Genomic DNA, 26783 nt, shown 5'->3' with positions numbered 1-26783 from the left:
AGCGACGATGCCGCGGTCCCGCTCAGGGAGCTCAATCAGCAGACATCACGTGTCCTGGCCCGCGTGGCGGCCGGGGAGACCGTAACCATCACCAAGGACGGGGTGCCCATGGGGGACATCGTTCCCCGGGGCACCCTGACAGGCCGCCCCGCGTACCCGTTCCGCACCGACCCCATGGGCGATCTGGACATCCCCGACCTGGGTGGTCCGGTGCTCGGCGACGACGAGATCGAGGCGACGCTGCGCGGTACGGGTGGAGCATCGGCCGAGGAGACCGATGGCTGACTTCCCGGTCGCGATCGCCGATACGAACGCTCTGTACCGGCTGTTCACCCCGAAGGACCCCCACCACGCCGTTCACCGCGAAGCTCTGGCCCGTACGGGTCACCTCGTGGTGTCGCCCATGGTGCTCACGGAGCTGGACCACTTGCTGACGTCACGGGTCGGTGCCCGGGCCGCCATGAACGCGCTGGTCTTCGTCGCGGGGCGGACGGAAGCCCGCCGGTTCGAAATTCCCGAGACCGCGCCGCACCTGAGGGCGGCCATGGCGGTGGTGCGCGGGTACTCCGACACCGACGGCGCGGCAGGAGTGGGGCTGGCGGACGCGATGAACGTGGCGCTGGCGGCGGCCTTCCGTACGATCTCCCTCTTCACCACGGACGGCCGTTTCCGCATGTTGCGGCCGCTCACCGGAGAGCCCGCCTTCCGGCTGCTGCCCGACGATCTCTGACGGCTGCGGTCAGCCCCGCGTCAACCCCGCCACCAGTTCGTCCGCCGCCCGGTACGGATCCAGCTCGCCGGCGATGATCCGTTCCGCCAGTGCGTCCAGGCGCCGGTCGCCGTGGAGGTCGCCGATGCGTTCCCTCAGGGCCGTGACCGCGATGGTCTCGACCTCGCGGGAGGCCCGGGCCAGGCGGCGGTTCGTCAGGACGCCGTGCTCCTCCATCCACGCGCGGTGCTTCTCCAGGGCCTCGACGACCTCGTCGACGCCCTCGCCCCGCGCGGCGACCGTCTTGACGATCGGGGGGCGCCAGTCGCCGGGGGCGCGGGACTCCCCGAGGCCGAGCATGTGGTTCAGTTCGCGGGCGGTGGCGTCGGCGCCGTCGCGGTCGGCCTTGTTGACGACGTAGACGTCGCCGATCTCCAGGATTCCGGCCTTGGCGGCCTGGATGCCGTCGCCCATGCCGGGGGCCAGCAACACCACGGACGTGTCGGCCTGGGAGGCGATCTCCACCTCCGACTGGCCCACGCCCACCGTCTCGACCAGGATCACGTCGCAGCCCGCCGCGTCCAGGACGCGGATGGCCTGCGGGGCCGACCACGCGAGGCCGCCCAGATGGCCGCGGGTGGCCATGGAACGGATGTAGACGCCCGGGTCGGAGGCGTGCTCCGACATGCGGACGCGGTCGCCGAGCAGGGCACCGCCGGAGAAGGGCGAGGACGGGTCGACGGCCAGGACGCCGACCCGCTTGCCCTGTTTGCGGTACGCGGTCACCAGGGCCGAGGTGGACGTCGACTTGCCGACGCCCGGGGAGCCGGTGAGGCCCACCACGTACGCACCACCGGTCAGCGGCGCGAGGGCCGCCATGACCTCCCTGAGCTGTGGGGACGCCCCCTCCACCAGGGAGATCAGCCGGGCCACGGCCCGCGGCCTGCCTTCCCTGGCCCGGGCGACCAGCGAGGAGACGTCCTGCATCACAGCTCCGTTCACGAGAGGGAAATCAGCAAACCTGTGGAGAAACCCGGCTCAGGCCTTGGGCACCCGCACGATCAGCGCGTCACCCTGGCCGCCACCGCCGCACAGCGCCGCCGCGCCGACACCGCCGCCGCGCCGCTTCAGCTCCAGCGCCAGGTGCAGCACGAGCCGTGCGCCGGACATCCCGATCGGGTGACCCAGCGCGATGGCGCCACCATTGACGTTCACCTTTTCGGTGGAAACGCCCAGGTCCTTCATTGACTGGACGGCAACCGCCGCGAAGGCCTCGTTGATCTCGATGAGGTCGAGGTCGGAAACCTCCAGGCCCTCCTTCTTCAGGGCGTGCCGGATCGCGTTGGACGGCTGCGACTGGAGGGAGTTGTCGGGTCCGGCCACATTGCCGTGGGCGCCGATCTCGGCGATCCAGTCCAGGCCCAGCTCCTGCGCCTTGGCCTTGCTCATCACGACCACGGCCGCCGCGCCGTCCGAGATCTGCGAGGAGGTGCCCGCGGTGATCGTGCCGTCCTTGGCGAACGCCGGGCGCAGCCTGCCGAGGGACTCCGCGGTGGTGTCGCCGCGGATGCCCTCGTCCTTGCTGAACAGGACCGGGTCGCCCTTGCGCTGCGGGATCTCGACCGGGGTGATCTCGGCCTCGTAGATGCCGTTCTTCTGTGCGGCGGCGGCCCGCTGGTGGGAGAGGGCGGCGATCTCGTCCTGCTCCGGGCGGGCGATGCCGAGGCGGGTGTTGTGCTTCTCGGTGGACTCGCCCATGGCGATGTTCTCGAAGGAGTCGGTCAGACCGTCGTACGCCATGGCGTCGATCATCTGTACGGCGCCGTACTTGAAGCCCTCGCGGGACTTCGGGAGCAGGTGCGGGGCGTTGGTCATGGACTCCTGGCCGCCGGCGACGATCACGTCGAACTCGCCGGCCCGGATCAGCTGGTCGGCCAGCGCGATGGCGTCGAGGCCGGAGAGGCACACCTTGTTGACGGTGAGCGCCGGGACGTTCATCGGGATGCCGGCCTTGACGGCGGCCTGGCGGGCCGGGATCTGGCCCGCGCCGGCCTGGAGCACCTGGCCCATGATCACGTACTGGACCTGGTCGCCGCCGATCCCCGCGCGGTCGAGGGCGGCCTTGATCGCGAAGCCGCCGAGGTCGGCCCCGGAGAACGACTTCAGCGAACCGAGCAGCCGACCCATCGGGGTACGGGCGCCCGCGACGATGACGGACGTCGTGCCGTTCGTTGCGGAAGATGCAGATGATGCGGAAGTCATGAGCTGCGATCCCCTTCCGGCTGCACAGCCGAGGAGTGAACGAGGGTTTACTTCGAATGTACTGACGTGCGGTGGACCACGTCATCGGCCTTTCGGTGTGATCGCGCGCACGTTGCGTAACCATCGCGGGAGCGCTGCACTGAATCCATGCTGACGCGAATCGACCACATCGGGATCGCCTGTTTCGACCTGGACAGGACGGTGGAGTTCTACCGGGCCACGTACGGCTTCGAGGTGTTCCACTCCGAGGTCAACGAGGAGCAGGGCGTGCGCGAGGCCATGCTCAAGATCAACGACACCTCCGACGGCGGGGCCTCCTACCTGCAGCTGCTGGAGCCGACCCGCGAGGACTCCACCGTCGCCAAGTGGCTGGCGAAGAACGGCGAGGGCGTCCACCACATCGCTTTCGGTACGGCGGATGTGGACGCGGAGGCCGCCGGCATCAAGGGCAAGGGCGTACGCGTTCTGTACGAAGAGCCCCGGCGCGGCTCCATGGGGTCACGAATCACCTTCCTGCACCCCAAGGACTGCCATGGCGTACTGACAGAACTGGTCACTTCGGCGCCCGTTGAGTCGTCCGCGCACTGACCCACGTACATAAGGGCCGGTAGGGTTGGGTCCGGTCGCCGCTCGATGCGTGGTGGCCATGGTCCTTTCGTTCGGACCATGCCAGGCCCCGCAAGCCCGGCATGATCCAAACAGAAGGACCGATGTCCCGTCGTCTTCGGCGGCGGGATCGCCGGGGTCCGGGTTTCGGGGGGCGGGCGCGGGGCAGCAGCCCATGCTCCGCCGTTGATCTGACACCATTCCCCCGGGGGCCCCGTCCGGCGGATGGACGGAGCTCGGCCAGACTTGCGACCAGGGGACGGATGGGACCGCGCAGTGCGGGGCTACGAGAGCCAGGAGCGAGAGCCGGCGGCTGACGTCGACCACCTCTCTCGGTTCGAAGCCGAGATGAAGCGGCTGAAGACCGAGCGGGAAAAGGCGATCCAGCACGCCGAGGACCTCGGCTACCAGGTCGAGGTGCTGCGCGCCAAGCTGCACGAGGCGCGGCGCACCATCATGTCCCGGCCCGCGTACGACGGCGGTGACATCGGCTACCAGGCCGAGCAGTTGCTGCGCAACGCGCAGGTGCAGGCCGACCAGCTCCGCGCGGACGCCGAGCGGGAGCTGAGCCAGGCGCGGGCGCAGACCCAGCGGATCCTCCAGGAGCACGCGGAGCAGGCGGCCCGGCTCCAGGCGGAGCTGCACCAGGAGGCGGTGACCCGGCGCCAGCAGCTCGACCAGGAGCTGGCGGAGCGCCGGCAGACCGTCGAGTCGCACGTCAACGAGAACGTGGCCTGGGCGGAGCAGTTGCGCGCCCGTACCGAGCAGCAGGCCCGCCGGCTCCTCGACGAGTCCCGCGCGGAGACCGAGCAGGCGATGGCCGCCGCCCGCGCGGAGGCGGAGCGGCTGACGGCCGAGGCCCGGCAGCGGCTGCAGAGCGAGGCGGAGTCGGCCCGGGCGGAGGCCGAGCAGCTTCTGCGCCGGGCCCGCGCGGACGCCGAACGGTTGTTGAACGCCGCCTCCACGCAGGCCCAGGAGGCCACCGACCACGCCGAGCAGCTGCGGACGTCCACGGCCGCCGAGTCGGAGTCCGCGCGCCGTCGGGCACAGGAGCTCAGCAGGGCCGCCGAGGAGCGGATGTCGCAGGCCGAGGCCGCGCTGCGCGAGGCCCGTGCCGAGGCGGAGAAGGTGCTCGCCGAGGCGGAGGAGTCCGCCTCGAAGGCGCTCTCCTCCGCCGAGTCCGCCAACGAGACCCGTACGCGCACCGCCAAGGAGCAGGTGGCGCGGCTGGTCAGCGAGGCCACCAAGGAGGCGGAGGCCACCAAGGCGGACGCCGAGCAACTGGTCGCGGACGCCCGCGCACAGGCCGAGCGGATCGTCGCCGAGGCCTCCGAGAAGGCCCGCACGATCACCGCGGAGGAGTCCGCGACGCAGCTGTCCAAGGCGGCCAAGACCGCCGAGGACGTGCTCAACAAGGCGTCGGAGGAGGCCAAGCGGACCACCAGGGCGGCGGCCGAGGAGGCCGAGCGGATCCGCCGGGAGGCCGAGACCGAGGCGGACCGGCTGCGCGCCGAGGCGCACGACATCGCCGAGCAGCTCAAGGGCACGGCGAAGGACGACACCAAGGAGTACCGCGCCAAGACGGTCGAGCTGCAGGAGGAGGCCCGCCGGCTGCGCGGCGAGGCCGAGCAGCTGCGCGCCGACGCGGTCGCCGAGGGCGAGAAGATCCGCGCGGAGGCCCGCAAGGAGGCCGTGGCGCAGATCGAGGAGGCGGCGAAGTCCGCCGAGGAGCTGCTCGCCAAGGCGAAGGCGGACGCCGACGAACTGCGCTCCACCGCGCAGACGGACAGCGAGAAGGTCCGCACCGAGGCCATCGAGCGCGCTACGACGCTGCGCCGGCAGGCCGAGGAGACGCTGGAGCGCACCCGCCAGGAGGCCGAGCGGCACCGCGCGGAGGCCGTCGAGCAGGCCGACGCGCTCAAGGAGGACGCCGAGCGGGCCGCGCGTGAGCTGCGCGAGGAGACCGAGCGGGCCGTCGAGGCCCGCCGCGCGGAGGCCGCCGGGGAGCTGACGCGGCTGCACTCGGAGGCCGAGGAGCGGCTCGCCGCCGCCGAGCAGGCGCTGAGCGACGCGCGTGAGGAGGCCGCCCGGATCCGCCGGGAGGCGTCCGAGGAGACCGAGCGGCTGCGCGCGGAGGCCGCCGAGCGGATCCGTACGCTGCGGCAGCAGGCGGAGGCGGAGGCCGAGCGGCTGCGTGACGAGGCCGCCGCGGACGCGTCGGTGTCCCGCGCGGAGGGCGAGTCCGTCGCCGTGCGGCTGCGGTCGGAGGCCGCGGCCGAGGCGGAGCGGCTGAAGTCGGAGGCGCAGGACAGCGCCGACCGGATGCGCGCGGAGGCGCAGGCCGCCGCCGAGCGGATCGGCACGGAGGCGTCCCAGGCGCTGGCCGCCGCGCAGGAGGAGGCCGCCCGGCGCCGCCGTGAGGCCGAGGAACTCCTCGGTGCGGCCCGGCAGGAGGCCGACCAGGAGCGCGAGCGGGCCCGCGAGCAGAGCGAGGAGCTGCTGGCGTCGGCGCGCACCCGCGTGGAGGAGGCGCAGGCCGAGGCCGTACGGCTGGTCGAGGAGGCCGACCGGCGCGCCACCGAGATGGTGTCGGCGGCCGAGCTCCACGCCCAGCAGGTGCGGGACTCCGTCGCGGGGCTGCACGAGCAGGCCCAGGAGGAGATCGCCGGGCTGCGCAGCGCCGCCGAGCACGTGGCGGAGCGGACGCGCCGTGAGGCCGAGGAGGAGGCGGACCGGGTCCGCACCGACGCCTACGCGGAGCGGGAGCGGGCGAGCGAGGACGCGGGCCGGCTGCGGCGCGAGGCGCAGGAGGAGACGGAGGCCGCGAAGGCGCTGGCCGAGCGGACGGTGTCCGAGGCCATCACGGAGGCCGAGCGGATCCGTACGGATGTGTCCGAGCACGCCCAGCGGGTGCGTACGGAGGCGTCGGACGCGATCGCCGAGGCGGAGCAGGCCGCGGCGCGCACCCGGGCGGACGCCCGTGAGGACGCCAACCGGATGCGTTCGGACGCGGCGACGCAGGCGGACACCCTCATCACCGAGGCCCGCAGTGAGGCGGAGCGGCTCACCGAAGAGACGATCGCGGAGACCGACCGGCTGCGCGCGGAGACGGTCGCCGAGGCCGAGCGGGTGCGGTCGGAGTCGGTGTCCAGGGCGGAGCGGCTGATCGCGGACGCCACCGGGGACGCGGAGCGGCTGCGGGCCGAGGCGGCGGAGACGGTCGGGTCGGCGCAGGCGCACGCGGAGCGGATCCGCCGGGAGTCCGAGCGGGTCAGATCCGACGCGGAGTCGGAGGCCGAGCGGATGGTGTCCGCCGCGCGCGGGGAGGCGGAGCGGACGCTGGACGAGGCCCGCAAGGACGCCAACAAGCGGCGTTCCGAGGCGGCCGAGCAGGTGGACACGCTCATCACGGAGACCACCGCCGAGGCGGACAAGCTGCTCACCGAGGCGCAGCAGCAGGCGCTGAAGACGACGGCGGACGCCGAGGCACAGGCGGACACGATGGTCGGCGCGGCCCGCAGCGAGGCCGACCGGCTGGTGTCCCGGGCCACGATCGAGGGCAACTCGCGGGTGGAGAAGGCCCGTACGGACGCGGACGAGCTGCTGGTCGGCGCGCGCCGGGACGCGACGCAGATCAGGGAGCGCGCGGAGGAGCTGCGCAACCGGATCACCGGTGAGATCGAGGAGCTGCACGAGCGGGCCCGCCGTGAGGCTGCGGAGACGATGAAGTCGACGGGCGACCGCTGCGACGCGCTCATCAAGGCCGCCGAGGACCAGCTCGCCAAGGCGGAGGCGAAGGCCAGGGAGATCGTCTCCGAGGCGAACTCCGAGGCGGGCAAGGTGCGTATCGCCGCCGTGAAGAAGGCCGAGGCGCTGCTGAAGGAGGCGGAGCAGAAGAAGGCCAGCCTGGTGAAGGAGGCCGAGGAGCTGAGGGCCGAGGCGGTCCGGGAGGCGCGGCGCACGGTCGAGGAGGGCAAGCGCGAGCTGGAGGTGCTGGTGCGGCGTCGCGAGGACATCAACGCCGAGATCTCCCGCGTGCAGGATGTGCTGGAGGCGCTGGAGTCCTTCGAGGCGCCCGGAGGTGCCAAGGACAACGGGGTCAAGGCGGGGGCCACCGCGGGTGCTACCCGTACGGGTGGCAAGTCATCGGAATAGCTGGCAAAGCGGACGAAAACCCTTGTACGGTGAGGGCTTTGACCATGACATTGGCAAGCCTTCCGGTGGCGAGCCACTCAAAAGGGGTGTCATTCTCCGTATCAAACGTGCATCCGCTCGATGACACAGCGCTTCGGCCCCTAGGATTCCACCTATCACCTCACCGGTCTCATTCGACAGGAACCCCATGAGCGACACTTCCCCCTACGGCTTCGAGCTTGTGCGGCGTGGGTACGACCGCGCTCAGGTGGACGAACGTATCTCCAAGCTCGTCTCCGACCGTGACAGCGCTCTCGCCCGCATCACCGCTCTGGAAAAGCGCATCGAAGAGCTCCACCTCGAGACGCAGAACGCCCAGGCCCAGGTCAACGACGCCGAGCCGTCGTACGCGGGTCTCGGCGCACGCGTGGAGAAGATCCTCCGCCTCGCCGAGGAGGAGGCGAAGGACCTGCGCGAGGAGGCCCGGCGCGCGGCGGAGCAGCACCGCGAGCTCGCCGAGTCGGCCGCCCAGCAGGTGCGCAACGACGCCGAGTCGTACGCCGCCGAGCGCAAGTCGAAGGCGGAGGACGAGGGCGTCCGGATCGTCGAGAAGGCCCAGGGCGAGGCGTCGCAGCTGCGTTCCGACGCGCAGAGGGATGCCCAGTCCAAGCGGGAGGAGGCGGACGCCCTCTTCGAGGAGACCCGCGCCAAGGCCGCGCAGGCCGCCGCCGACTTCGAGACGAACCTCGCCAAGCGCCGCGAGCAGTCCGAGCGCGACCTCGCGTCGCGTCAGCAGAAGGCCGAGAAGCGCCTCGCGGAGATCGAGCACCGCGCGGAGCAGCTGCGTCTTGAGGCCGAGAAGCTGCGCACCGACGCCGAGCGCCGTGCCCGCCAGACGGTGGAGACCGCGCAGCGCCAGGCCGAGGACATCGTGGCCGACGCCAACGCCAAGGCCGACCGGATCCGTTCGGAATCCGAGCGTGAGCTCGCGGCGCTGACCAACCGCCGCGACTCGATCAACGCCCAGCTGACGAACGTCCGCGAGATGCTCGCCACGCTCACGGGTGCCGCGGTGGCCGCGACCGGTGCGCCCTCCACCGAGGACGAGCCGGTCTCCCGCGGGGTTCCGGCCCAGCAGTCCCGGTAACGGCGACCGACGTATCGGCGAAGCCCTCTGCCACTGAGGTGGCAGAGGGCTTTGTCCCGTTCTAGCGTGGCCGCATGATCGAGCTCGAGGGGCTGACCAAGCGGTACGGCGAGAAGGTGGCGGTCAGGGATCTGACGTTCACGGTCGGACCGGGCATCGTCACGGGCTTCCTCGGCCCGAACGGTGCCGGCAAGTCGACCACCATGCGGATGATCCTGGGCCTGGACCACCCGACCGCCGGGGACGTGCGGATCGACGGCACGCGCTACGACCGGCTCAAGGACCCGCTGACGTACATCGGCGCCCTGCTGGAGGCCAAGGGCGTGCACCCGGGCCGCAGCGCGTACCACCACCTGCTGTGCCTCGCGCAGAGCAACGGCATCCCGCGGCAGCGGGTGCACGAGGTGCTGGACGCGGTCGGGCTGACGGCGGTGGCGCGGAAGAAGGCCAAGGGGTTCTCGCTCGGCATGGGCCAGCGGCTCGGCATCGCGGCCGCGCTGCTCGGCGACCCCCGGATCCTGATGTTCGACGAGCCCGTCAACGGCCTCGACCCCGAGGGCATCCACTGGATCCGCACGCTGATGAAATCGCTCGCCGCCCAGGGCCGTACGGTCTTCGTCTCCTCCCACCTGATGAGCGAGATGGCGCTGACCGCCGACCACCTCGTCGTCATCGGCCAGGGCCGGCTGCTCGCCGACACCTCCATGGCCGAGTTCATCGAGCGCAACTCCCGCTCGTACGTCCGGGTCCGCGGCCCGCAGCGCGAGCGGCTGCTCGACGTGCTGCACCAGGCCGGGATCACCGCCGTGGAGAGCGGCGACGGGGCGCTGGAGGTGGACGGCTCCAAGGCCGAGTACATCGGGGAGCTGGCGGCCCGGCACCAGCTGGTGCTGCACGAGCTGAGCCCCCAGCAGGCCTCCCTGGAGGAGGCGTTCATGCGGTTGACCGCGGAGTCGGTGGAGTACCACGCGCACACCGACGCCCCCGGGCCCCCGCGGCAGTGGGGCGACGACCGGAAGAGGGGCTGAGCATGGCGGTGGCGCAGGTCGTCCGGTCCGAGTGGACCAAGATCCGGTCGGTGGCGTCCACGGTGTGGACCCTCTCCCTGGCGGTGGTCGTCACCATCGCGCTCGGCATGCTGATCTCGGCGTTGTCGAGGAACGAGTTCGAGACCATGGGCGCACGGGACCGGCTCTCCTTCGACCCGACGTTCATCAGCTTCGCCGGGATGAGCCTCGGCCAGCTCGCGATGATCGTGTTCGGGGTGCTGGTGGTGTCGAACGAGTACAGCACCGGCATGATCCGCTCCTCGCTGGCGGCCGTCCCCCGGCGCGGCACGTTCCTGCTGAGCAAGCTGGCGGTCGCCACCGCGCTCGCCCTCGCCGTCTCCATGGCCACCGGCTTCGCCACGTTCTTCCTGGGCCAGGCGATGCTCGGCGAGCACAAGGCGTCCCTCGGGGACGACGGGGTGCTGCGGGCGGTCATCGGCGGTGGCCTCTACATGACGCTGATCGCGCTGTTCTCGATGGGCGTCGCCGCGATGCTGCGCTCCCCCATGCTGTCGCTGGGCATCCTGATGCCGTTCTTCTTCCTCATCTCCAACATCCTCGGCAACGTCGACGCCACGGAGAAGGTCGGCCGGTTCCTGCCCGACCAGGCGGGCAGCAGGATCATGCAGGTGGTGGTGCCCCTCGACGACGACACCCCGTACGGGCCCTGGGGCGGCCTCGGCATCATGGCGCTCTGGGTGCTCGCGGCGGTCGCCGGCGGCTACGTGCTGCTGAAGAGGCGCGACGCCCAGTGAGTGACCGCGCGGGACCGGTTTTTACCTCGACTTGAGCGGAACCGTCAGCGCCTCGATATCCTCCTAACCCTTACGGGGGCGTGTGCCCTGCTGTCCTGAACCTTTCGATGGGTGCGGAGCATGATCGAGGCAGTCGGCCTGACCAAGCGGTACGGCGACAAGACCGCTGTGTACAACCTTTCCTTCCAGGTGCGGCCCGGCGCCGTCACCGGGTTCCTGGGCCCCAACGGCTCGGGCAAGTCGACGACGATGCGGATGATCCTCGGTCTGGACAACCCCAGCGCGGGACAGGTCACGATCGGCGGCTACCCGTACCGCAAGCTGCCCAACGCCCCCCGTCAGGTCGGCGCGCTGCTGGACGCCAAGGCGGTGCACGGCGGCCGGTCCGCCCGCAGCCACCTGCTGAGCCTGGCCCAGCTGTCGGGCATCCCGGCCCGGCGCGTGGACGAGGTGCTGGGCGTGGTGGGCCTGCACGACGTGGCGCGCAGGCGGTCCAAGGGCTTCTCCCTGGGCATGGGCCAGCGGCTCGGCATCGCGGCCGCGCTGCTCGGCGACCCCCAGGTGCTGCTGTTCGACGAGCCGGTCAACGGCCTCGACCCCGAGGGCATCCTCTGGGTGCGCAACCTGATGAAGGCGCTGGCCGCCGAGGGCCGTACGGTCTTCGTCTCCTCCCACCTGATGAGCGAGATGGCGCTGACCGCCGACCACCTCATCGTCATCGGGCGCGGACAGCTGCTCTCCGACATGAGCGTGACGGACTTCATCTCCGCCAACTCCGCCGACTTCGCGCGCGTGCGCACCCCCGACACCGAGCCGCAGCAGCGCGAGAAGCTGTCCGCCGCGATCACCGAGGCCGGCGGCCATGTGCTGCCCGAGCAGGACGGCGCGCTGCGGGTGACGGGACTGGCGCTGCCGCGCATCAGCGACATCGCCCACGACTCCGACGTACGGCTGTGGGAGCTGTCGCCGCACCAGGCCTCGCTGGAGGAGGCGTACATGCGGATGACGCAGGGCGCCGTCGACTACCGCTCGACCATCGACCAGAAGGCCGGGCTCCAGCAGCAGCTGCCGCCCGGCGCGCAGCCGCCGATGCCGGTTCCGGGACAGGGCCAGCCCGGCTGGTACGCCCCGCCGCCGCCCCAGCAGGGCGGGCAGCCCTTCGCCGCGCCGCAGGGTGTGCCCGCGGGGGCCCCCGCGGGCCCCTACGGCGCCCCTGGGGCCCCCGCGCCCAACCCGTACGCGCAGCCCGCCCCGCAGGCGCCCCAGGCGCCGCCCGGCCCGGCTCCGGCGGCCCCGCCCGCCGTGCCGCCGACCGCTCCCGCCGCCGACCTGACCAAGCCCGAGGACGCCCGATGAGCACGCCCCCGCCCCCGATGCCACCGGCCGCCGCACCCGACTGGCAGGCGGCGCCCGGCTCCCCGTACCCCAACTACACCTCGCCGATCCCCGTGGTCCGTACGCATCTCGGGCACGCGCTCGCCTCCGAGTGGACGAAGATCAAGTCCGTGCGCTCCACCATGTGGACGCTGGGCGTGTTCGTCCTGCTCGTGGTCGGCATCGGTCTGCTGACCGGCCTGGTGGTGTCGAACGCCGACCCCGACATGGGCGGCGAGAGCCCGCTGTCCCTCGGCTTCTTCGGACTGCTCCTCGGCAGCATGTGCATCATCACGCTGGGCGTGCTGACCACGGCGTCGGAGTACGGCACCGGCATGATCCGCACCACGATGGTCGCCTGCCCCTCGCGCGGACGGGTGCTCCTGGCGAAGGCCCTGGTGTTCTTCCTGATCGCCTTCGTGGTGACCCTGGTGTGCGCCACGCTGATCGGCTTCCTGCACGTGGCGCTGCTGGAGGGCCACAACGGCAAGGAGCCCACCGGCGAGGAGTGGCTGAAGGGCACGATCGGCATCTCGCTCTACCTCTCGCTGCTCGGCACGCTGTCGCTGGCGATCGGGTCGGTCATCCGGCACTCGGCGGGTGCCATCACCATCATGATCGGTGCCGTGCTCGCCCCGCTGGTGATCGCGCTGTTCATGTTCTCGTCCTCGCTGGAGGACGTGCAGCAGGCGCTGTTCGAGTACTCCATCCCGAACCAGATGAGCATCTTCTACGCCAACTCGCTGAGCGAGTCCGGCCCGTCGGGCTGGGACCCGCTGTGGATCATGCTGGCCGTCACGGCCGCCGCGCTCGGCGGCGCCTTCGCCCTGCTGCAGAAGCGGGACGTGTAGGAGCCTTCAGAACCTCGGCGCGTTACGGGACCGCCGCACCCGCGTGGTGCGGCGGTCCTTGGCGTTCCAGCACGCCTTGTGCCAGTGCCGGCGGTCGTCGACGCCCGCGTGCTCGGGCCAGGCCACCACGTGCGGCACTCCGTCCGGGATCAACTGGTCGCAGCCGGGGCACCGGTAGGCCTTGCCCTGGGCACTGGCGCCCGCCACGTGCCGCACGCTCCACTCGTCGCCCTGCCAGCTCTCCATGGACTGCCAGCCGCCGTAGCGGCCGGAGCCGTCGTCCTCGGTGCTCCGGCCGGACGGACCGGCTCCCTTCGGTCGGTTGCGACGCGGGGACACAGGACACCTCACGGGGCTATACAGGATGCTGGGACCGCGTCCAGCCTACGCGGCGCGCGCGGGGGTACGCGTACGGCACCAATCGTCACAAGTCCCCTCCGTGGTGATGCGGCACCCCTCATGAACGGCCGATTCTGCAGACAATCCGCAAAGTCCCTCGCCCGGCCGTGTCCTCGGCACGTGTCGGGCGGTTATGCCCTGCGGGGGAGCTCCGCGTCGGAGCCAAGGAAGCAGGAAGCAATGCGCGTTGGAAGTTTCGTGTTGGCCGCCCAGTTCCCCGGGCAGGGCGAGGGGGAGGCGCTGCACCGCGCGGTCCGCTCGGCCGAGGTCGCCGAGGAGGCGGGGCTCGACACGGTCTGGCTGGCCGAGCACCACTTCGTGCCCTACGGCACCTGCCCGTCGGCCATCACCCTGGCCGCGTTACTGCTCGGCCGCACCCGCCGGCTGCGGGTCGGCACGGCGGTCAGCGTGCTGCCCACCGTCCACCCCGTGGCCCTCGGCGAGCAGGCCGCGCTGCTGCACATCACGAGCGGCGGCCGGTTCTCGCTGGGCCTCGGGCGCGGCGGGCCGTGGGTCGACCTGGAGGTGTTCGGGGCCGGCCTCGACGCGTACGAGAAGGGGTTCCCCGAATCACTCGATCTGCTGGTGCGCTGGCTGCGTGAACCGTCCGTCGGGGCCGACGGCGAGCGGTTCCGGTTCCGCGAGGTGCCCGTCGTCCCCCGCCCGTCGGAGTCCCTGGACGAGGCGGAGGGTCCCGAGGTCGTGGTCGCCTGCACCTCCCCGGCGAGCGTACGGCTGGCCGCCGAGCGCGGGCTGCCGATGCTGCTCGGCATGCACGTCGGGGACGAGGAGAAGGCCGAGATGGTCGCCCTGTGGCGGCGGCACGCGCGCGCCTGCGGGCGGCCGGCCCGGGAGGTCCACCGCGCGGCCCATGTCTCGGCCGGCATCTGCCAGATCGCGGACCGGCGCACGGACGCGACGGAGACCCTGATGAAGGCGATGCCCGGCTGGCTGAGGCAGGGCCTCGAGGCCCATGTCACGGTGGACGGGCGGCAGCGGCGGATGCGCGACCCGCTGGCGTACACCGAACTCCTCTGCGGCCTGCACCCGGTGGGCCCCCCGCGGCTGTGCGCCGACCGGCTCGCCGCGACCAGCGAGCGGACCGGCATCTCCCGCTTCGCCCTGCTCGTCGAGGGCTCCGGCGACCTGGCGGCGACCGAGGAGAACGTACGGCGGCTCGGAGCCGAGGTACTCCCCCGACTCGACTGAGCGAGCGGGGTTCACGCATGCTTGCCGCCCCGGTACAACCGCACCTCCCGCGTACGGAGCGGCAAGCGAACGATGGAGCGCGTCAGCAGTCGCGCAGTTCCGCCGACTGGTTCAGTACCTGAGCGCGCACCGAGGTGAAACGGGCGAGCCTCTCGTCGACCGAGGAGTCGAGCGGGAACACCGCCACCCGGTGGCAGTTCTGGAAGGCCAGCCGTACACCGAAGTGGCGTTGCAGCGCGCCGCGTATCGCGTCACTCGCGAGCGCACGCAGCAGCTGACCGCGTGCCTGCTCGTCCGGCGGGGGCGTCTGGTTGTCGGCGAAGGCTCCGCCGTCCACCTTCAACTGGGCCACCAGGGAGCTGATCATCTCCCACGCGAAGGGCAGGGAGGTCCGGACGCAGTCGACGAATTCAGCTTCGTCGACCTCGCCTCGCTCGGCCTGTTCGAGTAGGGCCGGTGAGACGTCGAGCGACATGGGTTCTCCTCTCGCACCCCCAACGAACAGGGGTTGCCTGACAGATAAGGGAGTGCGCGGAATCGGGCACGCTGCGTACACGGTTCGCGACCTCCCGTTCAATACCGTAAGCACCGGACGGTGACGGCACCAGGCGAATGCCCGGATGCGGGACTTCCTGTGGGCCGGTAATCGGCCACCGCCGAACACGCGTTTTCCAGGAGATTCAGGACGTGCCCCACGGGTCCCGCGGGGCACGTGTGAGGACGGACCGCGTCCCCTGCGAGGGCGAATCGCCTCGACCCCCACCGGTCGAGTAGCGTTGCCGACCATGCGTCTCGTCATTGCCCGCTGCTCCGTGGACTACGCCGGGCGGCTCACCGCGCACCTGCCGTCGGCACCCCGTCTCATCCTGGTCAAGGCGGACGGCAGCGTCTCGATCCACGCCGACGACCGGGCCTACAAGCCCCTGAACTGGATGTCGCCGCCCTGCGCGCTGAAGGAGGGCACCGGCGACGAGGAGGGCGTCTGGACCGTCGTCAACAAGGCGGGCGAGAAGCTCATCATCACGATGGAGGAGATCCTCCACGACTCCTCGCACGAACTGGGCGTCGACCCCGGCCTGATCAAGGACGGCGTGGAAGCGCACCTCCAGGAACTGCTCGCCGACCGCATCGAGATCCTCGGCGAGGGCTACACCCTCATCCGCCGCGAGTACATGACGGCGATCGGCCCGGTCGACATCCTGTGCCGGGACGCCGAGGGGCGGACCGTCGCGGTGGAGATCAAGCGGCGCGGCGAGATCGACGGCGTGGAACAGCTCACGCGCTACCTGGAACTGCTGAACCGCGATCCCCATCTCGCCCCGGTGCGGGGCGTCTTCGCCGCGCAGGAGATCAAGCCGCAGGCCCGGGTCCTCGCGACCGACCGGGGCATCGGCTGCCAGGTCCTCGACTACGACGCGATGCGCGGCATCGAGGACGACAAACTGCGGCTGTTCTGAGCCGCTCAGGCACGTGTGAGGGGCCGGGTTCCGTCGGGAACCCGGCCCCTCACACGTGCCTACGGCGTCAGATCACCTGTTCCGGGCCGCCGGGCGTGCCCGCGTCGCCGCCCTGCGGGGCGCTCGCACTCGTTTCCACGGGAGAGGACGAGGTGGAACCGCTCGCGGAGTTGCTGTTGGACGGCGGCGGGGGTTCCTCCGTGGGCGTCGTGGGCGTCCCGGGGTCGGTCGGCTCGCCGGACGGGTCCGGCTCGGACGGGTCCGGGTCCGGGTCCGGGTCCGGGGACGTGGGCGGCTCGGACGACGACGGCTTCGACGTCGGTGACTTCGTCGGCTTCTTCGTCGGCGACTTGGTCGGATCGTCCGGCTCGGCCGTCCCGCTCGGGCCGTCCGACGGCTCCCCCGACTCGCCGGCCGTGGGCGTCGGGTCGTCGGACGTGCCCAGGGTGCCGTCCGGGCCCGGGTCGGTCGGCCGGCCGGTGGCCTCGCCGGTGTCGTCGTCGTCCTCGGCCGCCCGGTCGGCACCGAGACTGCCGTCGTCGACGCCCTGGCTGGCGGAGGGGTTGACGCCGACGTTCTCGGACGGGGTGCCGGCGTCGTTCTCCGACGTGGCGCCGAGCGTGACCACCGTGCCCAGCACGGCGACGAGCAGCGCGCCCGCGCCGGCCGCCACCAGGTTGCGCCTGGCCAGCCCCTTGAGACCGCCGCCCGGCTTGGCCTGCGGCGTGGCCGGCGACGCCACCGTGCGGTGGACGACCAGGGCGGTGTCGGCGGGCGGCTGGAGCTCCGGGAAGGCCGTCGGCACCCCGCGGGGCGGTGCGGCCGACTCCTCGTAGTGGGCCTCGGGCACCTCCTCGCCCGCGGTCGGCGTGATCGTCAGCGGGGTCCCCGAGCGGTCGGCGACCAGGGCCAGCGCCCTGCGTCCGGCGACGGTGCCGCGCTTGTCGGCGAGGGCGCCGCGCAGCCCGATGGACGCCTCCAGTTCGGCGCGTGCCCGGTCGAGCTGTCCGGCGCACAGCGCGTGGATGCCGAGTTCGTGGTGGAAGTAGGCCTGTTCCGCCACGTCCCCCGCGAGCCGGGAGGCCTCCGCGCCGGCCCGCAGCGCCTTCTCCCAGGCGCTCCAGTACAGGCCCGAGGCGAACGCGGGCGCGGCGGTACGGGCCAGCCGCACGGCCGTGCTCCGCTCGCCCTCGGTGGTGGCCGTGGTGAGCGGCGACAGCACGGCGAGCGCGGCGAGCACCGCGTCGGCCTCGGCGCAGACCCGTTCCGGGGTGACCGAGGGGTGCCCGGTCCACCAGGCGTAGTGCTGGGCGGCGGCGCGGGCCCGGTCCTCGGCGCCGTCGGCGTATCCGGCGGCCTCCAGCTGGGCGGGGACTCCGGCGGCGAGCCGGTAGCGGGCGCCGGCCGGGGAGACCAGTCCGCAGGCGGCCAGCTCGCCGAGCGCGGCGTCGGCGTGGGTGTCGCCCACCAGGGCGGGCAGATGCGCCTGGTGGGGTACCTCGCCGCCGAGCGCGACGGCGAACCGCAGGGTGGCGCGGGCGGAGGCGCTGAGCCGGGAGGCGAGCAGCGGGGCGGGGGCGGCTGCCTCGCCGAGCGAGGGCAGCGGCACCTCCTCGCCGTCCGCGGGGTCGTAGGACGCCTCGTCGGGCCGTACGTCCTCGAAGACGCCGAACTCGTCGACGGCGTCGGCGCCGGCCCGCAGCCGGTCGCGCTGTCGCAGCAGGGCACCGGCCTGGACGAAGCGCAGCGGCAGGCCCTCGGACTCGAACCAGAGGTCGCCGGCCCAGTTCGACTCGTCCTCGGTGAGGCTCCGGCCGACGGCGTGCTTGAGCAGGTCGAGACTGGCCGCGCGGTCGAGACCGGGGAGGACGACCTCCTCGACGCCGGCGCCTGCGGACGGCTCGGGCACCTCCGGGGTGGCGCCGAACAGGAAGGCGCACTCGGGGGTGGCGTCCAGCAGCTCGTCGAGGGCGGCGCCGCCGAACTCCAGGTCGTCGAGGACGACGACGGCGCCGATCTCACGGACGCAGTCGGCGAGTTCGTCCCGGTCCGGGCGGTGCAGCGGGGCGTTGTGGACGGCGTGGAAGAGGTCGTACAGCAGGTCGTCGGCGGAGCGGCGGTGGCCGTTCAGGCGGACGACGCCGTCGGGGGCGAGGTCCGCGCAGTCCTCGGCGACGATGTCGAGGAGCCGGGTGCGGCCGGAGCCGGCGGGGCCGGTGAGGCGCACGGAGCGGCCGCGGGCCAGCAGCCGGATCAGCTTCTCGCGCTCGTCCTGACGGGCCAGCAGTGGCAGCGGGAGCTGCGCGGGTCCCGGCGGGACGGGCGGCCTGGCGGCCCGCTCGACCTCGGCGCGCTCGGCCTCGGTCAGCTTCACGGGGCGGACCGGCCGTTCGGCGGGCGGGCAGGGCTCGATCTCGCTGCCGTCGACGGGGTTGACGGTCAGCAGGAAGTCGCCGGAGACGAGCTGCACCGTACGGGCGAGCGCGGGCGCGTGCTGTCCGAAGTCGGAAGTGAGGGATTCCCGGGGCGGACGCTGGCGTGGCGCGGTGCCTCCCCCGGTCTCGAATTGACTCGGCCGGGAGGTATCCCCACCTTCGTGGCCGTACTCCTCGGGTCCCGGGTTGTTCGGGTCCATAGGTCCTAGCCCCCAAAAGCGTCGTGTGGTGGAAGCCCCTCCCGACCTCGCCGCACACCGCGCTGTCGCTTCTGGTCCGGGCCCGCTCGAGGGTTGCAAGGCAGCGGGCAGCCGAACCCTAAACCTTCGCTCAGTATCTACGACAGTCCGGGGTACCGCGCGGTCCGGGACATCACGGTCTCGTGAGAATTGTGCGCGCGTCGCACGGTTCGCCGAGGTCGGTCCGGGTCTTCGGGGTCGTCCGTCCCGCACCCGTACGCCCTCATACGCGGGGCAGTGTGTCCACCCCGATGCCTCCCTCGATCGCCAGGATCCGGTGCAGCCGGGTGGCCACCAACAGGCGCTGCATCTGCGGCGGTACGTCGCGCAGCACCAGGCGCCGGCCGCAGCGGCCGGCCCGTCGGTGGGCCCCCATGATCACACCGAGTCCGGTGGCGTCCCAGGAGTCCAGATCGGACAGGTCCAGCACCAGGTCGCCGGCTCCGTCGTCGACGGCCGAATGCAGGACCGTACGGGCGTCCGCCGCGCTGCGGACGTCGAGGCGGCCCCCGACGACCAGCTCGGCGTGGTCGCCCCTGATGTACATATGCGCTCCCCGTGGTGCGTCTCGTGCTCCGCTTTTCCTGATGGCCGGTGATGCAACCTCTGACTGCGTGGCGGCGTCCGAGGTTGCTACCTGTAAGCGAACCGATACCGAATTCACCCCGGCGTGTGATGCCTGCCGGGGCGAGTGCGCGGTGTCAGTGCTCGTAGAAGCCCTGCCCGCTCTTGCGGCCGATGTCACCGGCGTCAACCATCCGGCGCATCAGCTCGGGAGCGGCGAACTTCTCGTCCTGGGACTCGGTGTAGATGTTGCCCGTGGCGTGCAGCAGGATGTCCACGCCGGTCAGGTCCGCGGTGGCCAGCGGTCCCATGGCGTGGCCGAAGCCCAGCTTGCAGGCCAGGTCGATGTCCTCGGCGCTCGCCACGCCCGACTCGTACAGCTTGGCGGCCTCGACGACGAGGGCGCAGATGAGGCGGGTGGTGACGAAGCCGGCGACGTCGCGGTTGACGACGATGCAGGTCTTGCCGACCGACTCGGCGAACTCCCGCGCCCTGGCGAGGGTTTCGTCGCTGGTCTTGTAGCCGCGGACCAGTTCGCACAACTGCATCATCGGGACCGGCGAGAAGAAGTGGGTGCCGACGACCCGCTCCGGGCGCTCCGTCACGGCCGCGATCTTGGTGATCGGGATGGCGGAGGTGTTGGAGGCGAGGACGGCGTCCGGTTTCACGATCTTGTCGAGCGCCCGGAAGATCTCGTGCTTGACCTCGAGCTTCTCGAACACGGCCTCGACCACGACGTCCGCGTCCGCGCAGGCCTCCAGGTCGGTGGTGGCGGTGATCCGGGCGAGGGCGGCGTCGGCGTCGTGCGCCTCCAGTTTGCCCTTGCTCACGAACTTGTCGTACGACGCCTTGATCCCGTCGGTGCCGCGCGTGAGTGCCTCGTCGGTGACGTCCCGCAGGACGACGTCCCAGCCCGCCTGGGCGGAGACCTGGGCGATGCCGGACCCCATGAGACCGGCCCCGATGACGGCGAGCTTGCGTGCCACTGTGCGACTCCCCTGATACGCGCTGTCTTGTTCTCTACGGGCGGACATTAGCGTTCGCGAGGCGCCGTGTGACCGGTAAGTAATGCGCGTCACGTCTCACATGACGGACATCACACCGGCGGCAGGCGCCGACTGATCCGACGGACCGTCAGGAGCCGCCCCGCGATGCGAGGGTAGGGGACCGGTGTCCGATCGACGGAGGAGAACCTCGGCATGGCCCTGATCCACCGCACCACCCTCGAGCCGACCAAGCTGGAACTGCTGGCCGCCTGGCTGCCCTCGCGCCCCTGGTACCACGGGGGCGCGGACGGTCCGCGACCGACCAGGGCCGGCGGTTTCCGGCTCGACGACCCGAAGGGGGAGGTCGGCATCGAGTTCATGGTCGTCACCGACACCTCCGGCTCCGGGCCGGCCTCCTACCTGGTGCCGCTCACCTACCGGGGCGCTCCGCTCGACGGGGCGGAACACGCCCTCGTCGGAACCACGGAACACGGTGTCCTCGGGCGGCGCTGGGTCTACGACGGCTGCCACGACCCGGTGGCCGTCGCCGAGTTGGCGGCGCTGATCGAGGGCCGCGCGCAGGCCCAGGCCCAGAGCGTCAGCGACACCCCGGACAAGGAGGTCACCCGCGCCTACGCGGGTGAGAGCCCGGTCCCGGCGCACTTCACCGCCGTCGACGACACCCGGGAGCACACCGCGCTGTCCACGCCGGACGGCACGGTCCTGCGCGTCCTGCGCACCCTGCGGCCCGCCCCGGACGGCTCGCCCCTCCCCGGCCCGGGATCGGCGGGTCATGTCGCCGGTGCCTGGGAGCTGCCCGACGGCACCCGCGCGCAGGGCCTCCTGGCCGTTCTGCACACGACCCCTGCGGCGTAGGACGGTTCAGCCGCGCACCGCGTAGCCGAGCACCCGGTCACTCAGCAGTTCCTCGATGTCGTCGACCAGTCCGAGCGCCTCGCGCGACACCTCGGCCGGTGCGCGGCCCTTCATCATCTCCCGGCCGATCGTGACGAACACCGTGCCATGGATCCAGCAGATCTGACCGGCCACCAGGCCCGGCAGCGGGTCGTCCGGGGCGGCGCCCGTCTCCTCTCGGAGCGCCGCCTCGAGGTTGTCCTGGATCTCCTGCTGCAGGCTCCACAGCCGGGAGCGCAGCTGCGGGGAGTCGTGGATGACGCGCATGAAGCGGTCGTAGCCCTCCATCAGGCCCACCCGGGGTGACACCGCCTCGATGTCGGCGCGCAGTTCGCGCAGTACGGCACGGGCGGCCGACTCCCCCGCGTCCCGGCCCCGGACCCAGCGGGCGAGCTGGTCCACGACGCCCTTGGAGCGGTCGAAGAAGAGGTCCTCCTTGGCGGGGAAGTAGTTGTAGACCGTGTTCACGGAGACGTCGGCGGCCTCCGCCACCTCCGCCATCGTCACGGTCACGAAGCCGTGCTCCAGGAAGAGCCCGGTGGCGATGTCCGAGATCCGCTGCCTGGTCTCGCGCTTCTTCCGCTCCCTGAGCCCCTCTGCCATGCCCTCATCGTAGGTCGGCCCGAAGATCTCTGGGCTTCCTGAAAGTTTGGCGTCATTGCAAAGTTACAGTGACTCTGTTTTTCTGGGGGCATGGCAATCATCAGTACGGCCGGACTGGCCCGTACCTTCCAGACCAAGCGCGGCCCGGTGGAGGCCGTGCGCGGTATCGACCTCACCGTCCGCGAGGGCGAGATCCTCGGCCTCCTCGGCCCCAACGGCGCCGGCAAGACCACCACCCTGCGGATGCTCACCACCCTGCTCGCCCCCACCGGCGGCGCGGCCACCGTCGCCGGCCACGACCTGACGACCGACCCGGCCGGCGTACGGCGGGCCTGCGGCTACGTGGCGCAGTCCGGCGGGGTCGATCCGCAGATCACGGTGCGGGAGGAGCTGGTCACCCAGGGCCGCCTGTACCGGCTCGACAAGGCGCGGGCCGCCGAGCGCGCCGGGGAACTGGCCCGCGACCTGGACCTCACCGAGCTGCTCGACCGCAAGTGCGCCGCGCTCTCCGGTGGCCAGCGGCGCCGTCTGGACATCGCGATGGCGCTCACCCACCGCCCGGCGGTGCTGTTCCTGGACGAGCCGACGACCGGTCTCGACCCCGGCAGCCGCGCCGGTCTCTGGGACCTGGTGCGGCGGCTGCGCGACGAGCACGGCACCACCGTGCTCCTGACCACCCACTACCTCGACGAGGCGGACGCGCTCGCGGACCGGCTGGTCGTCGTCGACCGGGGCGTGGTGGCCGCCGAGGGCACACCGGGCGCCCTGAAGCTGGAGTACGGCGGCTCGATCGACGCCTCGCTCCAGGACACGTTCCTCGCCATCACGGGCCGCGGTACAACGCCGGCCGACGCCACCCCCGTAGCCGTATAGGACTCCCACGATGCTGCTCCACGACACCGCGCTCGTCTACGGGCGCTATCTGCGCCAGTCCCTGCGCTCCCGCTTCGCACTGCTCTTCGGCGTGCTGATGCCGCTGCTGTACCTGCTGTTCTTCGGCCCGCTGCTGACCGGTCTGCCGCTCGGTGGGCCGGGCAGCTCCTGGCAGCTGCTGGTCCCGGGGCTGCTGCTGCAACTCGGCCTGTTCGGGGCTTCTTTCGCCGGCTTCACGATCATCATCGAGAAGGGCCAGGGGGTGCTCGAGCGGATGCGGGTCACGCCGGTCAGCCGGCTCGCCCTGCTGCTGGGCCGGGTGCTGCGGGACGCCACGCTGTTCGTCTTCCAGGCGGTGCTGCTGGTCCTGGCCGCGCTCGTGATGGGGCTGCGGGCTCCGCTGCCCGGGGTGCTCATCGGCTTCGCCTTCGTCGCCCTGCTGACCGTGTCCCTGGCCGCGCTGTCCTACGCGCTCGCCATGCGGATGGACACCCCGCAGACGTTCGGGCCGACGATCAACGCCCTGACCATGCCGTCGATGCTGCTGTCGGGCCTCATGCTCCCGATGACCCTGGGCCCCGCCTGGCTGGACGTCCTGTCCCACCTGATGCCGTTCCGCTACCTGGTCGACGCGGTACGGGACGCCTACGTCGGCGCCTACGCGACCGCCCACATGCTGTACGGCGTCGTCGTCGCCGTCGGGTTCGCGGTCCTCGCCGTGACAGTGGGCACACGCGTGTTCCGGACGGCCGGAGCGTAACTAGGCTGGTCCCATGGTCAACCTGACGCGTATCTACACGAGGACCGGCGACAAGGGCACCACCGCTCTCGGTGACATGAGCCGGGTCGCCAAGACCGACCTGCGGATCTCCGCCTACGCCGACGCCAACGAGGCGAACGCGGTGATCGGCACGGCGATCGCACTGGGCGGTCTGGAGGCGGAGGTCGTCGAGGTCCTCACCCGCGTCCAGAACGACCTGTTCGACGTGGGCGCCGACCTGTCGACGCCGGTGGTGGAGAACCCCGAGTACCCGCCGCTGCGGGTCGAGCAGTTCTACGTCGACCGGCTGGAGGCGGACTGCGACCGCTTCAACGAGCGACTGGAGAAGCTCCGCTCCTTCATCCTGCCCGGCGGTACGGCGGGCGCGGCCCTGCTCCACCAGGCCTGCACGGTCGTACGGCGGGCCGAGCGCTCCACCTGGGCGGCGCTGGAGGTCCACGGCGACACCATGAACCCCCTCACCGCCACCTACCTCAACCGCCTCTCCGACCTCCTGTTCATCCTGGCCCGCATCGCCAACAAGGAGACCGGGGACGTGCTGTGGGTGCCGGGCGGGGAGCGCTGAGCCCTACCGGGACCCCGCCGGGCCGCGTGCGGCCCGGTGGAGGCCCAGCAGGACCTCGGCGCCGCCGACGCACGTCATCACCACCCCCACCTTGGTGGGGGTGACCACCGGCAGGTCCACTCCCCCGGCGAACAGCCACAGTCCCAGACCGACGACCAGCGTGACGGATCCGGTGAGAAGGTTCCTGGACGCCCGCCTCACCGGCCCACACGCTCCCTGTCCGCGCCGCCGGCCCCCGGTGCGTCCGCCGGGGCCTTCTTCGGCCAGATCCAGTAGGCCAGGGCCACCAGGCCGTGGATTCCGGTGATCCGCCACGCGGTGAAGCGCCAGGCCTCCAGGGACGTGACGCGGCCCGGGTCGTCGACGTACCAGATGGCGAGCTGGAGCAGCGCGGTCGCCACGGCGGCACCGATCAGCGTGCCCAGCCACACCTTGGTCTCGTGCCGGGCGCGGGCCGTGCCGTGGCGTGGCGGGCCCAGCGGCCTGGGCGCGCCGGCCAGCCGGTGGGCGGCGTGGCCGTCGAGCCACTTCACGGTGCGGTGGCCGTGGCCGACGGTGTAGCCGATGTAGAGGGCGGCCAGGCCGTGGGTCCAGTTCGGTTCGGCACCGTTCTTCAGGTCCAGCGCGGTGGCGACCAGCAGGACGACCTCCAGCAGCGGCTCGCACAGCAGCAGCGCGAGGCCGGTGCGCGGCATCCTCAGCAGATAGCGGCAGGCCAGTCCGGCGGCCAGCAGCACCCAGAAGCCGATCTCACAGGCGGCGATCAAGGCGACGATCACGGTTCGCTCCCTTCGGTCACCCTTTCAGGCTCCCGTGCGGACCGGCCCGTTTCGTCGTCACCGCCGACGAACTCCCGGTACATCGAAGGATGCAGTCCAGAACCGTCCCCGGGGATCGGGCGCCGGGTGCGCGCACCGTGTTGGATGGTGCCATGGCCGTACGACTGTCCCGCCCCCGCCGCTTCGACGTGTGGGTCGCGCTCGCCGGACTGCTCGGCGGACTGCTGCTGTGGGGCATAGGGCTGGGCACCCGGCCGGCCGACGAGCCGATCGTGCTGTTCGACGGCCGCTGGCCGATCCTGCTGCCGCTGTTCGTGATGGCCTGCTGCGAGTTGCTGCGCAGGGCCGCCCCGCGCACCGCCGTGCTGACCGGCACGGCCGCCCTGACCGCGGACACCCTCACCCAGGGCAGCATCGCCACCCTCCTGATGTACACCGACCTGATGTACGCCGCCGTCCTGTACGGCACGCCCGCCTCTGCCCGTCGCATCCCGTGGATCACCGGGTTGATCAGCATCGTCGCATCGCTGGTGCCGTACGTCGTGTGGCGTGCGCCCGAGGCGCTGCTGATCGGGGTGGCGGTCGGCGTCGTGTCGTTCGCGCCCGCGTCGACCGGCCTCATCGTGCGCAACCACCGCGACGCCGCCGAGGCCGCGAGGCTGCGCGCCGAACAGACCGCGCTGCTGGCGGAGATGGACCGCACCCAGGCGGTGACGGCGGAACGCGCCCGGATGGCACGGGAGTTGCACGACATGGTCGCCAACCACCTCTCCGCCATCGCCATCCACTCCACGGCCGCCCTCTCCCTGGAGGACGAGAAGACCTCCCACGACGCCCTCCTCGTGATCCGGGAGAACAGCGTCCAGGGACTGTCCGAAATGCGACGGCTCATCGGCATCCTGCGCGACGGGGCCGGCGACCGGGAACCGGCGGTGACCCCCACTCTCGACAGCCTCGGCACGCTGGTCGGGGGCGCCTGCGCCAACGGACTGGACGTCACCCTCGACGCCGCCTACGACTCCGTGCCCGCACCGGTCGAGCTCGCCGCGTACAGGATCGTGCAGGAGTCGCTGACGAACGCGCTGAAGCATGCCGCGCCGGGGAAGGTCACCGTGCGGCTGCGCCACCTCGACGGCGGCCTCGACATCCGGGTGAGCAGCCCGTACGGCGGCCGGGGCACCCCGCGCGCGCCGGGGTCCGGGGCCGGGCTCGTCGGTATGCGGGAGCGGGCGGCCCTGCTGGACGGCACGTTCGAGGCAGCACCGGAGAACGGCCCCGAGGGCAGGCTGTGGGTCGTACGTGCCTCCCTTCCCGTCACCGACATCGCCCAAGGAGAGATGAAATGATCCGGGTCCTGGTCGCCGAGGACCAGTCCGCCGTCCGCGCCGGACTGGTGCTGATCCTGCGCAGCACGCCCGACATCGAGGTGGTCGGCGAGGCGGGGGACGGCGAGCAGGCGGTGGCGCTCGCCCGTGAACTCCGTCCCGACCTGGTGCTGATGGACGTGCAGATGCCACGCCTGGACGGGGTGTCGGCGACCCGGCAGGTGGTCGGGGAAGGGCTCGCCGATGTGCTGGTGCTGACCACCTTCGACCTCGACGAGTACGTGTTCGGGGCGCTCCGGGCCGGGGCCGCCGGGTTCCTGCTGAAGAACACGGACGCGAAGGACCTCATCGCGTCGGTGCGCACGGTGGCACGCGGGGAGGGCATCGTCGCCCCGGCCGTCACCCGGCGGCTGATCGCGGAGTTCGCCGCGAAGCCGGCCCGTCGGGTGACCGCCGACCCGGCGGTGCTGGACGCCCTCACCCGGCGCGAGCGCGAGGTGTTGTCCTGTCTGGGCGAGGGGTTGTCCAACGCCGACATCGCGGGACGCCTCGACATGGCGGAGGCGACGGTGAAGACGCACGTCAGCCGTCTGCTGGGCAAGCTGGAGCTGCGCAGCCGGGTGCAAGCGGCGGTTCTGGCTCAGGAGTTGGGGATCTAACGGGCGTCCGGGGCGAACAGCGAGGACAGTGGTCCAGACCTATTGACCCGTGGTCCAGACCTTTCTATTCTCGCGGACACTGCGGGCGTGATGGCTCAGTCACGCCC

Annotated in this window: 26 protein-coding genes and 1 pseudogene; 17 read left to right on the top strand and 10 right to left on the bottom strand. The window is 71.8% G+C overall.

The genetic code is table 11. From position 1 onward, the window contains the following. Positions 1 to 24 precede the first annotated feature (24 nt). Positions 25 to 285, top strand: a pseudogene (locus ACH4VX_RS04805) (type II toxin-antitoxin system Phd/YefM family antitoxin); the annotation flags it as partial. Next, positions 278 to 730 carry a PIN domain-containing protein gene (locus ACH4VX_RS04800; protein WP_398365890.1) on the top strand — a complete coding sequence of 151 codons (453 nt, stop codon included), beginning with the start codon at positions 278 to 280 and terminating at the stop codon, positions 728 to 730. The pseudogene ACH4VX_RS04805 and the gene ACH4VX_RS04800, both read left to right, overlap by 8 nt. A gap of 9 nt (positions 731 to 739) precedes the next feature. On the opposite strand, the gene meaB is transcribed toward ACH4VX_RS04800, so the two are convergent. Together meaB and ACH4VX_RS04790 are read right to left on the bottom strand one after the other, a co-directional pair. Then, complete coding sequence (gene meaB, locus ACH4VX_RS04795; protein WP_398365889.1) at positions 740 to 1696, bottom strand: methylmalonyl Co-A mutase-associated GTPase MeaB; 957 nt, start codon at positions 1694 to 1696, stop codon at positions 740 to 742. A 51-nt stretch (positions 1697 to 1747) separates the two neighbouring features. Next, positions 1748 to 2971, bottom strand: coding sequence for an acetyl-CoA C-acetyltransferase (locus ACH4VX_RS04790; RefSeq protein ID WP_398365888.1), 1224 nt, complete (start codon positions 2969 to 2971; stop codon positions 1748 to 1750). Positions 2972 to 3118: 147 nt separating this feature from the next. Here ACH4VX_RS04790 and mce point away from each other — a divergent pair, with 147 nt between their 5' ends. From mce to ACH4VX_RS04755, 7 genes are all read left to right on the top strand, one after another. Next, entirely contained in the window at positions 3119 to 3559 is a 441-nt protein-coding gene (mce, locus tag ACH4VX_RS04785; protein WP_398365887.1) for a methylmalonyl-CoA epimerase, read from the top strand. Positions 3560 to 3853: 294 nt separating this feature from the next. Further along, positions 3854 to 7732 (top strand): polarized growth protein Scy, encoded by a 3879-nt coding sequence (gene scy / locus ACH4VX_RS04780; protein WP_398365886.1) that lies wholly within the window; start codon positions 3854 to 3856, stop codon positions 7730 to 7732. 187 nt (positions 7733 to 7919) lie between these two features. Next, positions 7920 to 8858, top strand: coding sequence for a cellulose-binding protein (locus ACH4VX_RS04775; protein ID WP_398365885.1), 939 nt, complete (start codon positions 7920 to 7922; stop codon positions 8856 to 8858). Positions 8859 to 8932: 74 nt separating this feature from the next. Beyond that, positions 8933 to 9886 carry an ABC transporter ATP-binding protein gene (locus ACH4VX_RS04770; protein WP_398365884.1) on the top strand — a complete coding sequence of 318 codons (954 nt, stop codon included), beginning with the start codon at positions 8933 to 8935 and terminating at the stop codon, positions 9884 to 9886. Between the two features lie 2 nt (positions 9887 to 9888). Beyond that, positions 9889 to 10662, top strand: coding sequence for an ABC transporter permease (locus ACH4VX_RS04765; RefSeq protein ID WP_398365883.1), 774 nt, complete (start codon positions 9889 to 9891; stop codon positions 10660 to 10662). Between the two features lie 120 nt (positions 10663 to 10782). After that, complete coding sequence (locus tag ACH4VX_RS04760) at positions 10783 to 12018, top strand: ABC transporter ATP-binding protein (protein WP_398365882.1); 1236 nt, start codon at positions 10783 to 10785, stop codon at positions 12016 to 12018. Then, entirely contained in the window at positions 12015 to 12887 is an 873-nt protein-coding gene (locus ACH4VX_RS04755) for an ABC transporter permease subunit (RefSeq protein ID WP_398365881.1), read from the top strand. The genes ACH4VX_RS04760 and ACH4VX_RS04755 overlap by 4 nt, the downstream gene beginning before the upstream one ends. Positions 12888 to 12893: 6 nt before the next feature. Here the strand turns inward: ACH4VX_RS04755 and ACH4VX_RS04750 are convergent, their stop codons facing one another. Then, positions 12894 to 13226 carry an ATP/GTP-binding protein gene (locus ACH4VX_RS04750; RefSeq protein WP_398365880.1) on the bottom strand — a complete coding sequence of 111 codons (333 nt, stop codon included), beginning with the start codon at positions 13224 to 13226 and terminating at the stop codon, positions 12894 to 12896. 240 nt (positions 13227 to 13466) lie between these two features. Between ACH4VX_RS04750 and ACH4VX_RS04745 the strand changes: the two genes are divergently transcribed. Beyond that, a complete protein-coding gene (locus ACH4VX_RS04745; protein ID WP_398365879.1) occupies positions 13467 to 14495 on the top strand; it encodes an LLM class flavin-dependent oxidoreductase in 1029 nt (342 codons plus the stop codon). Positions 14496 to 14577: 82 nt separating this feature from the next. Here ACH4VX_RS04745 and ACH4VX_RS04740 read toward each other — a convergent pair whose 3' ends face one another. Next, positions 14578 to 14970, bottom strand: a complete 393-nt coding sequence (locus ACH4VX_RS04740) for an SCO5389 family protein (protein WP_398365878.1) — start codon at positions 14968 to 14970, stop codon at positions 14578 to 14580. 310 nt (positions 14971 to 15280) lie between these two features. Between ACH4VX_RS04740 and nucS the strand changes: the two genes are divergently transcribed. Further along, positions 15281 to 15952: an endonuclease NucS gene (nucS, locus tag ACH4VX_RS04735; protein WP_388390715.1), complete on the top strand. Its 672-nt coding sequence runs from the start codon at positions 15281 to 15283 to the stop codon at positions 15950 to 15952. A 67-nt stretch (positions 15953 to 16019) separates the two neighbouring features. On the opposite strand, the gene ACH4VX_RS04730 is transcribed toward nucS, so the two are convergent. The 3 genes from ACH4VX_RS04730 to ACH4VX_RS04720 all read right to left on the bottom strand — a co-directional run bounded on the left by ACH4VX_RS04730 (position 16020) and on the right by ACH4VX_RS04720 (position 20176). After that, entirely contained in the window at positions 16020 to 18587 is a 2568-nt protein-coding gene (locus ACH4VX_RS04730) for an ATP-binding protein (RefSeq protein ID WP_398365877.1), read from the bottom strand. 262 nt (positions 18588 to 18849) lie between these two features. Further along, entirely contained in the window at positions 18850 to 19173 is a 324-nt protein-coding gene (locus tag ACH4VX_RS04725) for an STAS domain-containing protein (RefSeq protein WP_030223853.1), read from the bottom strand. A 154-nt stretch (positions 19174 to 19327) separates the two neighbouring features. Beyond that, positions 19328 to 20176, bottom strand: coding sequence for a 3-hydroxyacyl-CoA dehydrogenase family protein (locus ACH4VX_RS04720; protein ID WP_398365876.1), 849 nt, complete (start codon positions 20174 to 20176; stop codon positions 19328 to 19330). Between the two features lie 213 nt (positions 20177 to 20389). Between ACH4VX_RS04720 and ACH4VX_RS04715 the strand changes: the two genes are divergently transcribed. Further along, positions 20390 to 21052, top strand: coding sequence for a 1,4-alpha-glucan branching protein (locus ACH4VX_RS04715; RefSeq protein WP_398365875.1), 663 nt, complete (start codon positions 20390 to 20392; stop codon positions 21050 to 21052). Between the two features lie 6 nt (positions 21053 to 21058). Here ACH4VX_RS04715 and ACH4VX_RS04710 read toward each other — a convergent pair whose 3' ends face one another. Continuing rightward, complete coding sequence (locus ACH4VX_RS04710) at positions 21059 to 21694, bottom strand: TetR/AcrR family transcriptional regulator (protein ID WP_398365874.1); 636 nt, start codon at positions 21692 to 21694, stop codon at positions 21059 to 21061. 90 nt (positions 21695 to 21784) lie between these two features. On the opposite strand from ACH4VX_RS04710, the gene ACH4VX_RS04705 reads away from it, so the two are divergent. The 3 genes from ACH4VX_RS04705 to ACH4VX_RS04695 are packed head-to-tail and all read left to right on the top strand — an operon-like array spanning position 21785 to position 23913. Next, entirely contained in the window at positions 21785 to 22567 is a 783-nt protein-coding gene (locus ACH4VX_RS04705) for an ABC transporter ATP-binding protein (protein ID WP_398365873.1), read from the top strand. A 10-nt stretch (positions 22568 to 22577) separates the two neighbouring features. Continuing rightward, complete coding sequence (locus ACH4VX_RS04700; RefSeq protein ID WP_398365872.1) at positions 22578 to 23327, top strand: ABC transporter permease; 750 nt, start codon at positions 22578 to 22580, stop codon at positions 23325 to 23327. A gap of 13 nt (positions 23328 to 23340) precedes the next feature. Further along, positions 23341 to 23913 (top strand): cob(I)yrinic acid a,c-diamide adenosyltransferase, encoded by a 573-nt coding sequence (locus tag ACH4VX_RS04695; RefSeq protein WP_398365871.1) that lies wholly within the window; start codon positions 23341 to 23343, stop codon positions 23911 to 23913. A gap of 3 nt (positions 23914 to 23916) precedes the next feature. Here the strand turns inward: ACH4VX_RS04695 and ACH4VX_RS04690 are convergent, their stop codons facing one another. Together ACH4VX_RS04690 and ACH4VX_RS04685 are read right to left on the bottom strand one after the other, a co-directional pair. Continuing rightward, positions 23917 to 24114, bottom strand: coding sequence for a DUF5708 family protein (locus ACH4VX_RS04690; RefSeq protein WP_398365870.1), 198 nt, complete (start codon positions 24112 to 24114; stop codon positions 23917 to 23919). Then, complete coding sequence (locus tag ACH4VX_RS04685) at positions 24111 to 24692, bottom strand: hypothetical protein (RefSeq protein ID WP_398365869.1); 582 nt, start codon at positions 24690 to 24692, stop codon at positions 24111 to 24113. Before ACH4VX_RS04685 ends, ACH4VX_RS04690 begins: the two co-directional genes overlap by 4 nt. Positions 24693 to 24844: 152 nt before the next feature. Here ACH4VX_RS04685 and ACH4VX_RS04680 point away from each other — a divergent pair, with 152 nt between their 5' ends. Both ACH4VX_RS04680 and ACH4VX_RS04675 read left to right on the top strand, forming a co-directional pair. After that, the gene (locus tag ACH4VX_RS04680) at positions 24845 to 26038 is read left to right on the top strand and encodes a sensor histidine kinase (RefSeq protein WP_398365868.1); all 1194 of its coding nucleotides are present in this window, start codon (positions 24845 to 24847) and stop codon (positions 26036 to 26038) included. Beyond that, on the top strand, positions 26035 to 26676 hold the full coding sequence (locus ACH4VX_RS04675) for a response regulator (RefSeq protein ID WP_398365867.1): 642 nt from the start codon (positions 26035 to 26037) through the stop codon (positions 26674 to 26676). Before ACH4VX_RS04680 ends, ACH4VX_RS04675 begins: the two co-directional genes overlap by 4 nt. Positions 26677 to 26783 lie beyond the last annotated feature (107 nt).

The organism is Streptomyces sp. NPDC020731, from assembly GCF_044334705.1.
Classification (GTDB): Bacteria; Actinomycetota; Actinomycetes; order Streptomycetales; family Streptomycetaceae; genus Streptomyces.
This window is presented reverse-complemented; position numbering and strand designations above follow the sequence as displayed.

What these genes read in the sequence shown, in the direction of transcription:
- ACH4VX_RS04800 (WP_398365890.1), top strand. Translation starts at nt 278, where the DNA reads ATGGCTGACTTCCCGGTCGCGATCGCCGATACGAACGCTCTGTACCGG.
- meaB (WP_398365889.1), bottom strand. Translation starts at nt 1,696, where the DNA reads ATGCAGGACGTCTCCTCGCTGGTCGCCCGGGCCAGGGAAGGCAGGCCG.
- ACH4VX_RS04790 (WP_398365888.1), bottom strand. Translation starts at nt 2,971, where the DNA reads ATGACTTCCGCATCATCTGCATCTTCCGCAACGAACGGCACGACGTCC.
- mce (WP_398365887.1), top strand. Translation starts at nt 3,119, where the DNA reads ATGCTGACGCGAATCGACCACATCGGGATCGCCTGTTTCGACCTGGAC.
- ACH4VX_RS04775 (WP_398365885.1), top strand. Translation starts at nt 7,920, where the DNA reads ATGAGCGACACTTCCCCCTACGGCTTCGAGCTTGTGCGGCGTGGGTAC.
- ACH4VX_RS04770 (WP_398365884.1), top strand. Translation starts at nt 8,933, where the DNA reads ATGATCGAGCTCGAGGGGCTGACCAAGCGGTACGGCGAGAAGGTGGCG.
- ACH4VX_RS04765 (WP_398365883.1), top strand. Translation starts at nt 9,889, where the DNA reads ATGGCGGTGGCGCAGGTCGTCCGGTCCGAGTGGACCAAGATCCGGTCG.
- ACH4VX_RS04760 (WP_398365882.1), top strand. Translation starts at nt 10,783, where the DNA reads ATGATCGAGGCAGTCGGCCTGACCAAGCGGTACGGCGACAAGACCGCT.
- ACH4VX_RS04755 (WP_398365881.1), top strand. Translation starts at nt 12,015, where the DNA reads ATGAGCACGCCCCCGCCCCCGATGCCACCGGCCGCCGCACCCGACTGG.
- ACH4VX_RS04745 (WP_398365879.1), top strand. Translation starts at nt 13,467, where the DNA reads ATGCGCGTTGGAAGTTTCGTGTTGGCCGCCCAGTTCCCCGGGCAGGGC.
- ACH4VX_RS04740 (WP_398365878.1), bottom strand. Translation starts at nt 14,970, where the DNA reads ATGTCGCTCGACGTCTCACCGGCCCTACTCGAACAGGCCGAGCGAGGC.
- nucS (WP_388390715.1), top strand. Translation starts at nt 15,281, where the DNA reads ATGCGTCTCGTCATTGCCCGCTGCTCCGTGGACTACGCCGGGCGGCTC.
- ACH4VX_RS04730 (WP_398365877.1), bottom strand. Translation starts at nt 18,587, where the DNA reads ATGGACCCGAACAACCCGGGACCCGAGGAGTACGGCCACGAAGGTGGG.
- ACH4VX_RS04725 (WP_030223853.1), bottom strand. Translation starts at nt 19,173, where the DNA reads ATGTACATCAGGGGCGACCACGCCGAGCTGGTCGTCGGGGGCCGCCTC.
- ACH4VX_RS04715 (WP_398365875.1), top strand. Translation starts at nt 20,390, where the DNA reads ATGGCCCTGATCCACCGCACCACCCTCGAGCCGACCAAGCTGGAACTG.
- ACH4VX_RS04710 (WP_398365874.1), bottom strand. Translation starts at nt 21,694, where the DNA reads ATGGCAGAGGGGCTCAGGGAGCGGAAGAAGCGCGAGACCAGGCAGCGG.
- ACH4VX_RS04705 (WP_398365873.1), top strand. Translation starts at nt 21,785, where the DNA reads ATGGCAATCATCAGTACGGCCGGACTGGCCCGTACCTTCCAGACCAAG.
- ACH4VX_RS04700 (WP_398365872.1), top strand. Translation starts at nt 22,578, where the DNA reads ATGCTGCTCCACGACACCGCGCTCGTCTACGGGCGCTATCTGCGCCAG.
- ACH4VX_RS04695 (WP_398365871.1), top strand. Translation starts at nt 23,341, where the DNA reads ATGGTCAACCTGACGCGTATCTACACGAGGACCGGCGACAAGGGCACC.
- ACH4VX_RS04680 (WP_398365868.1), top strand. Translation starts at nt 24,845, where the DNA reads ATGGCCGTACGACTGTCCCGCCCCCGCCGCTTCGACGTGTGGGTCGCG.
- ACH4VX_RS04675 (WP_398365867.1), top strand. Translation starts at nt 26,035, where the DNA reads ATGATCCGGGTCCTGGTCGCCGAGGACCAGTCCGCCGTCCGCGCCGGA.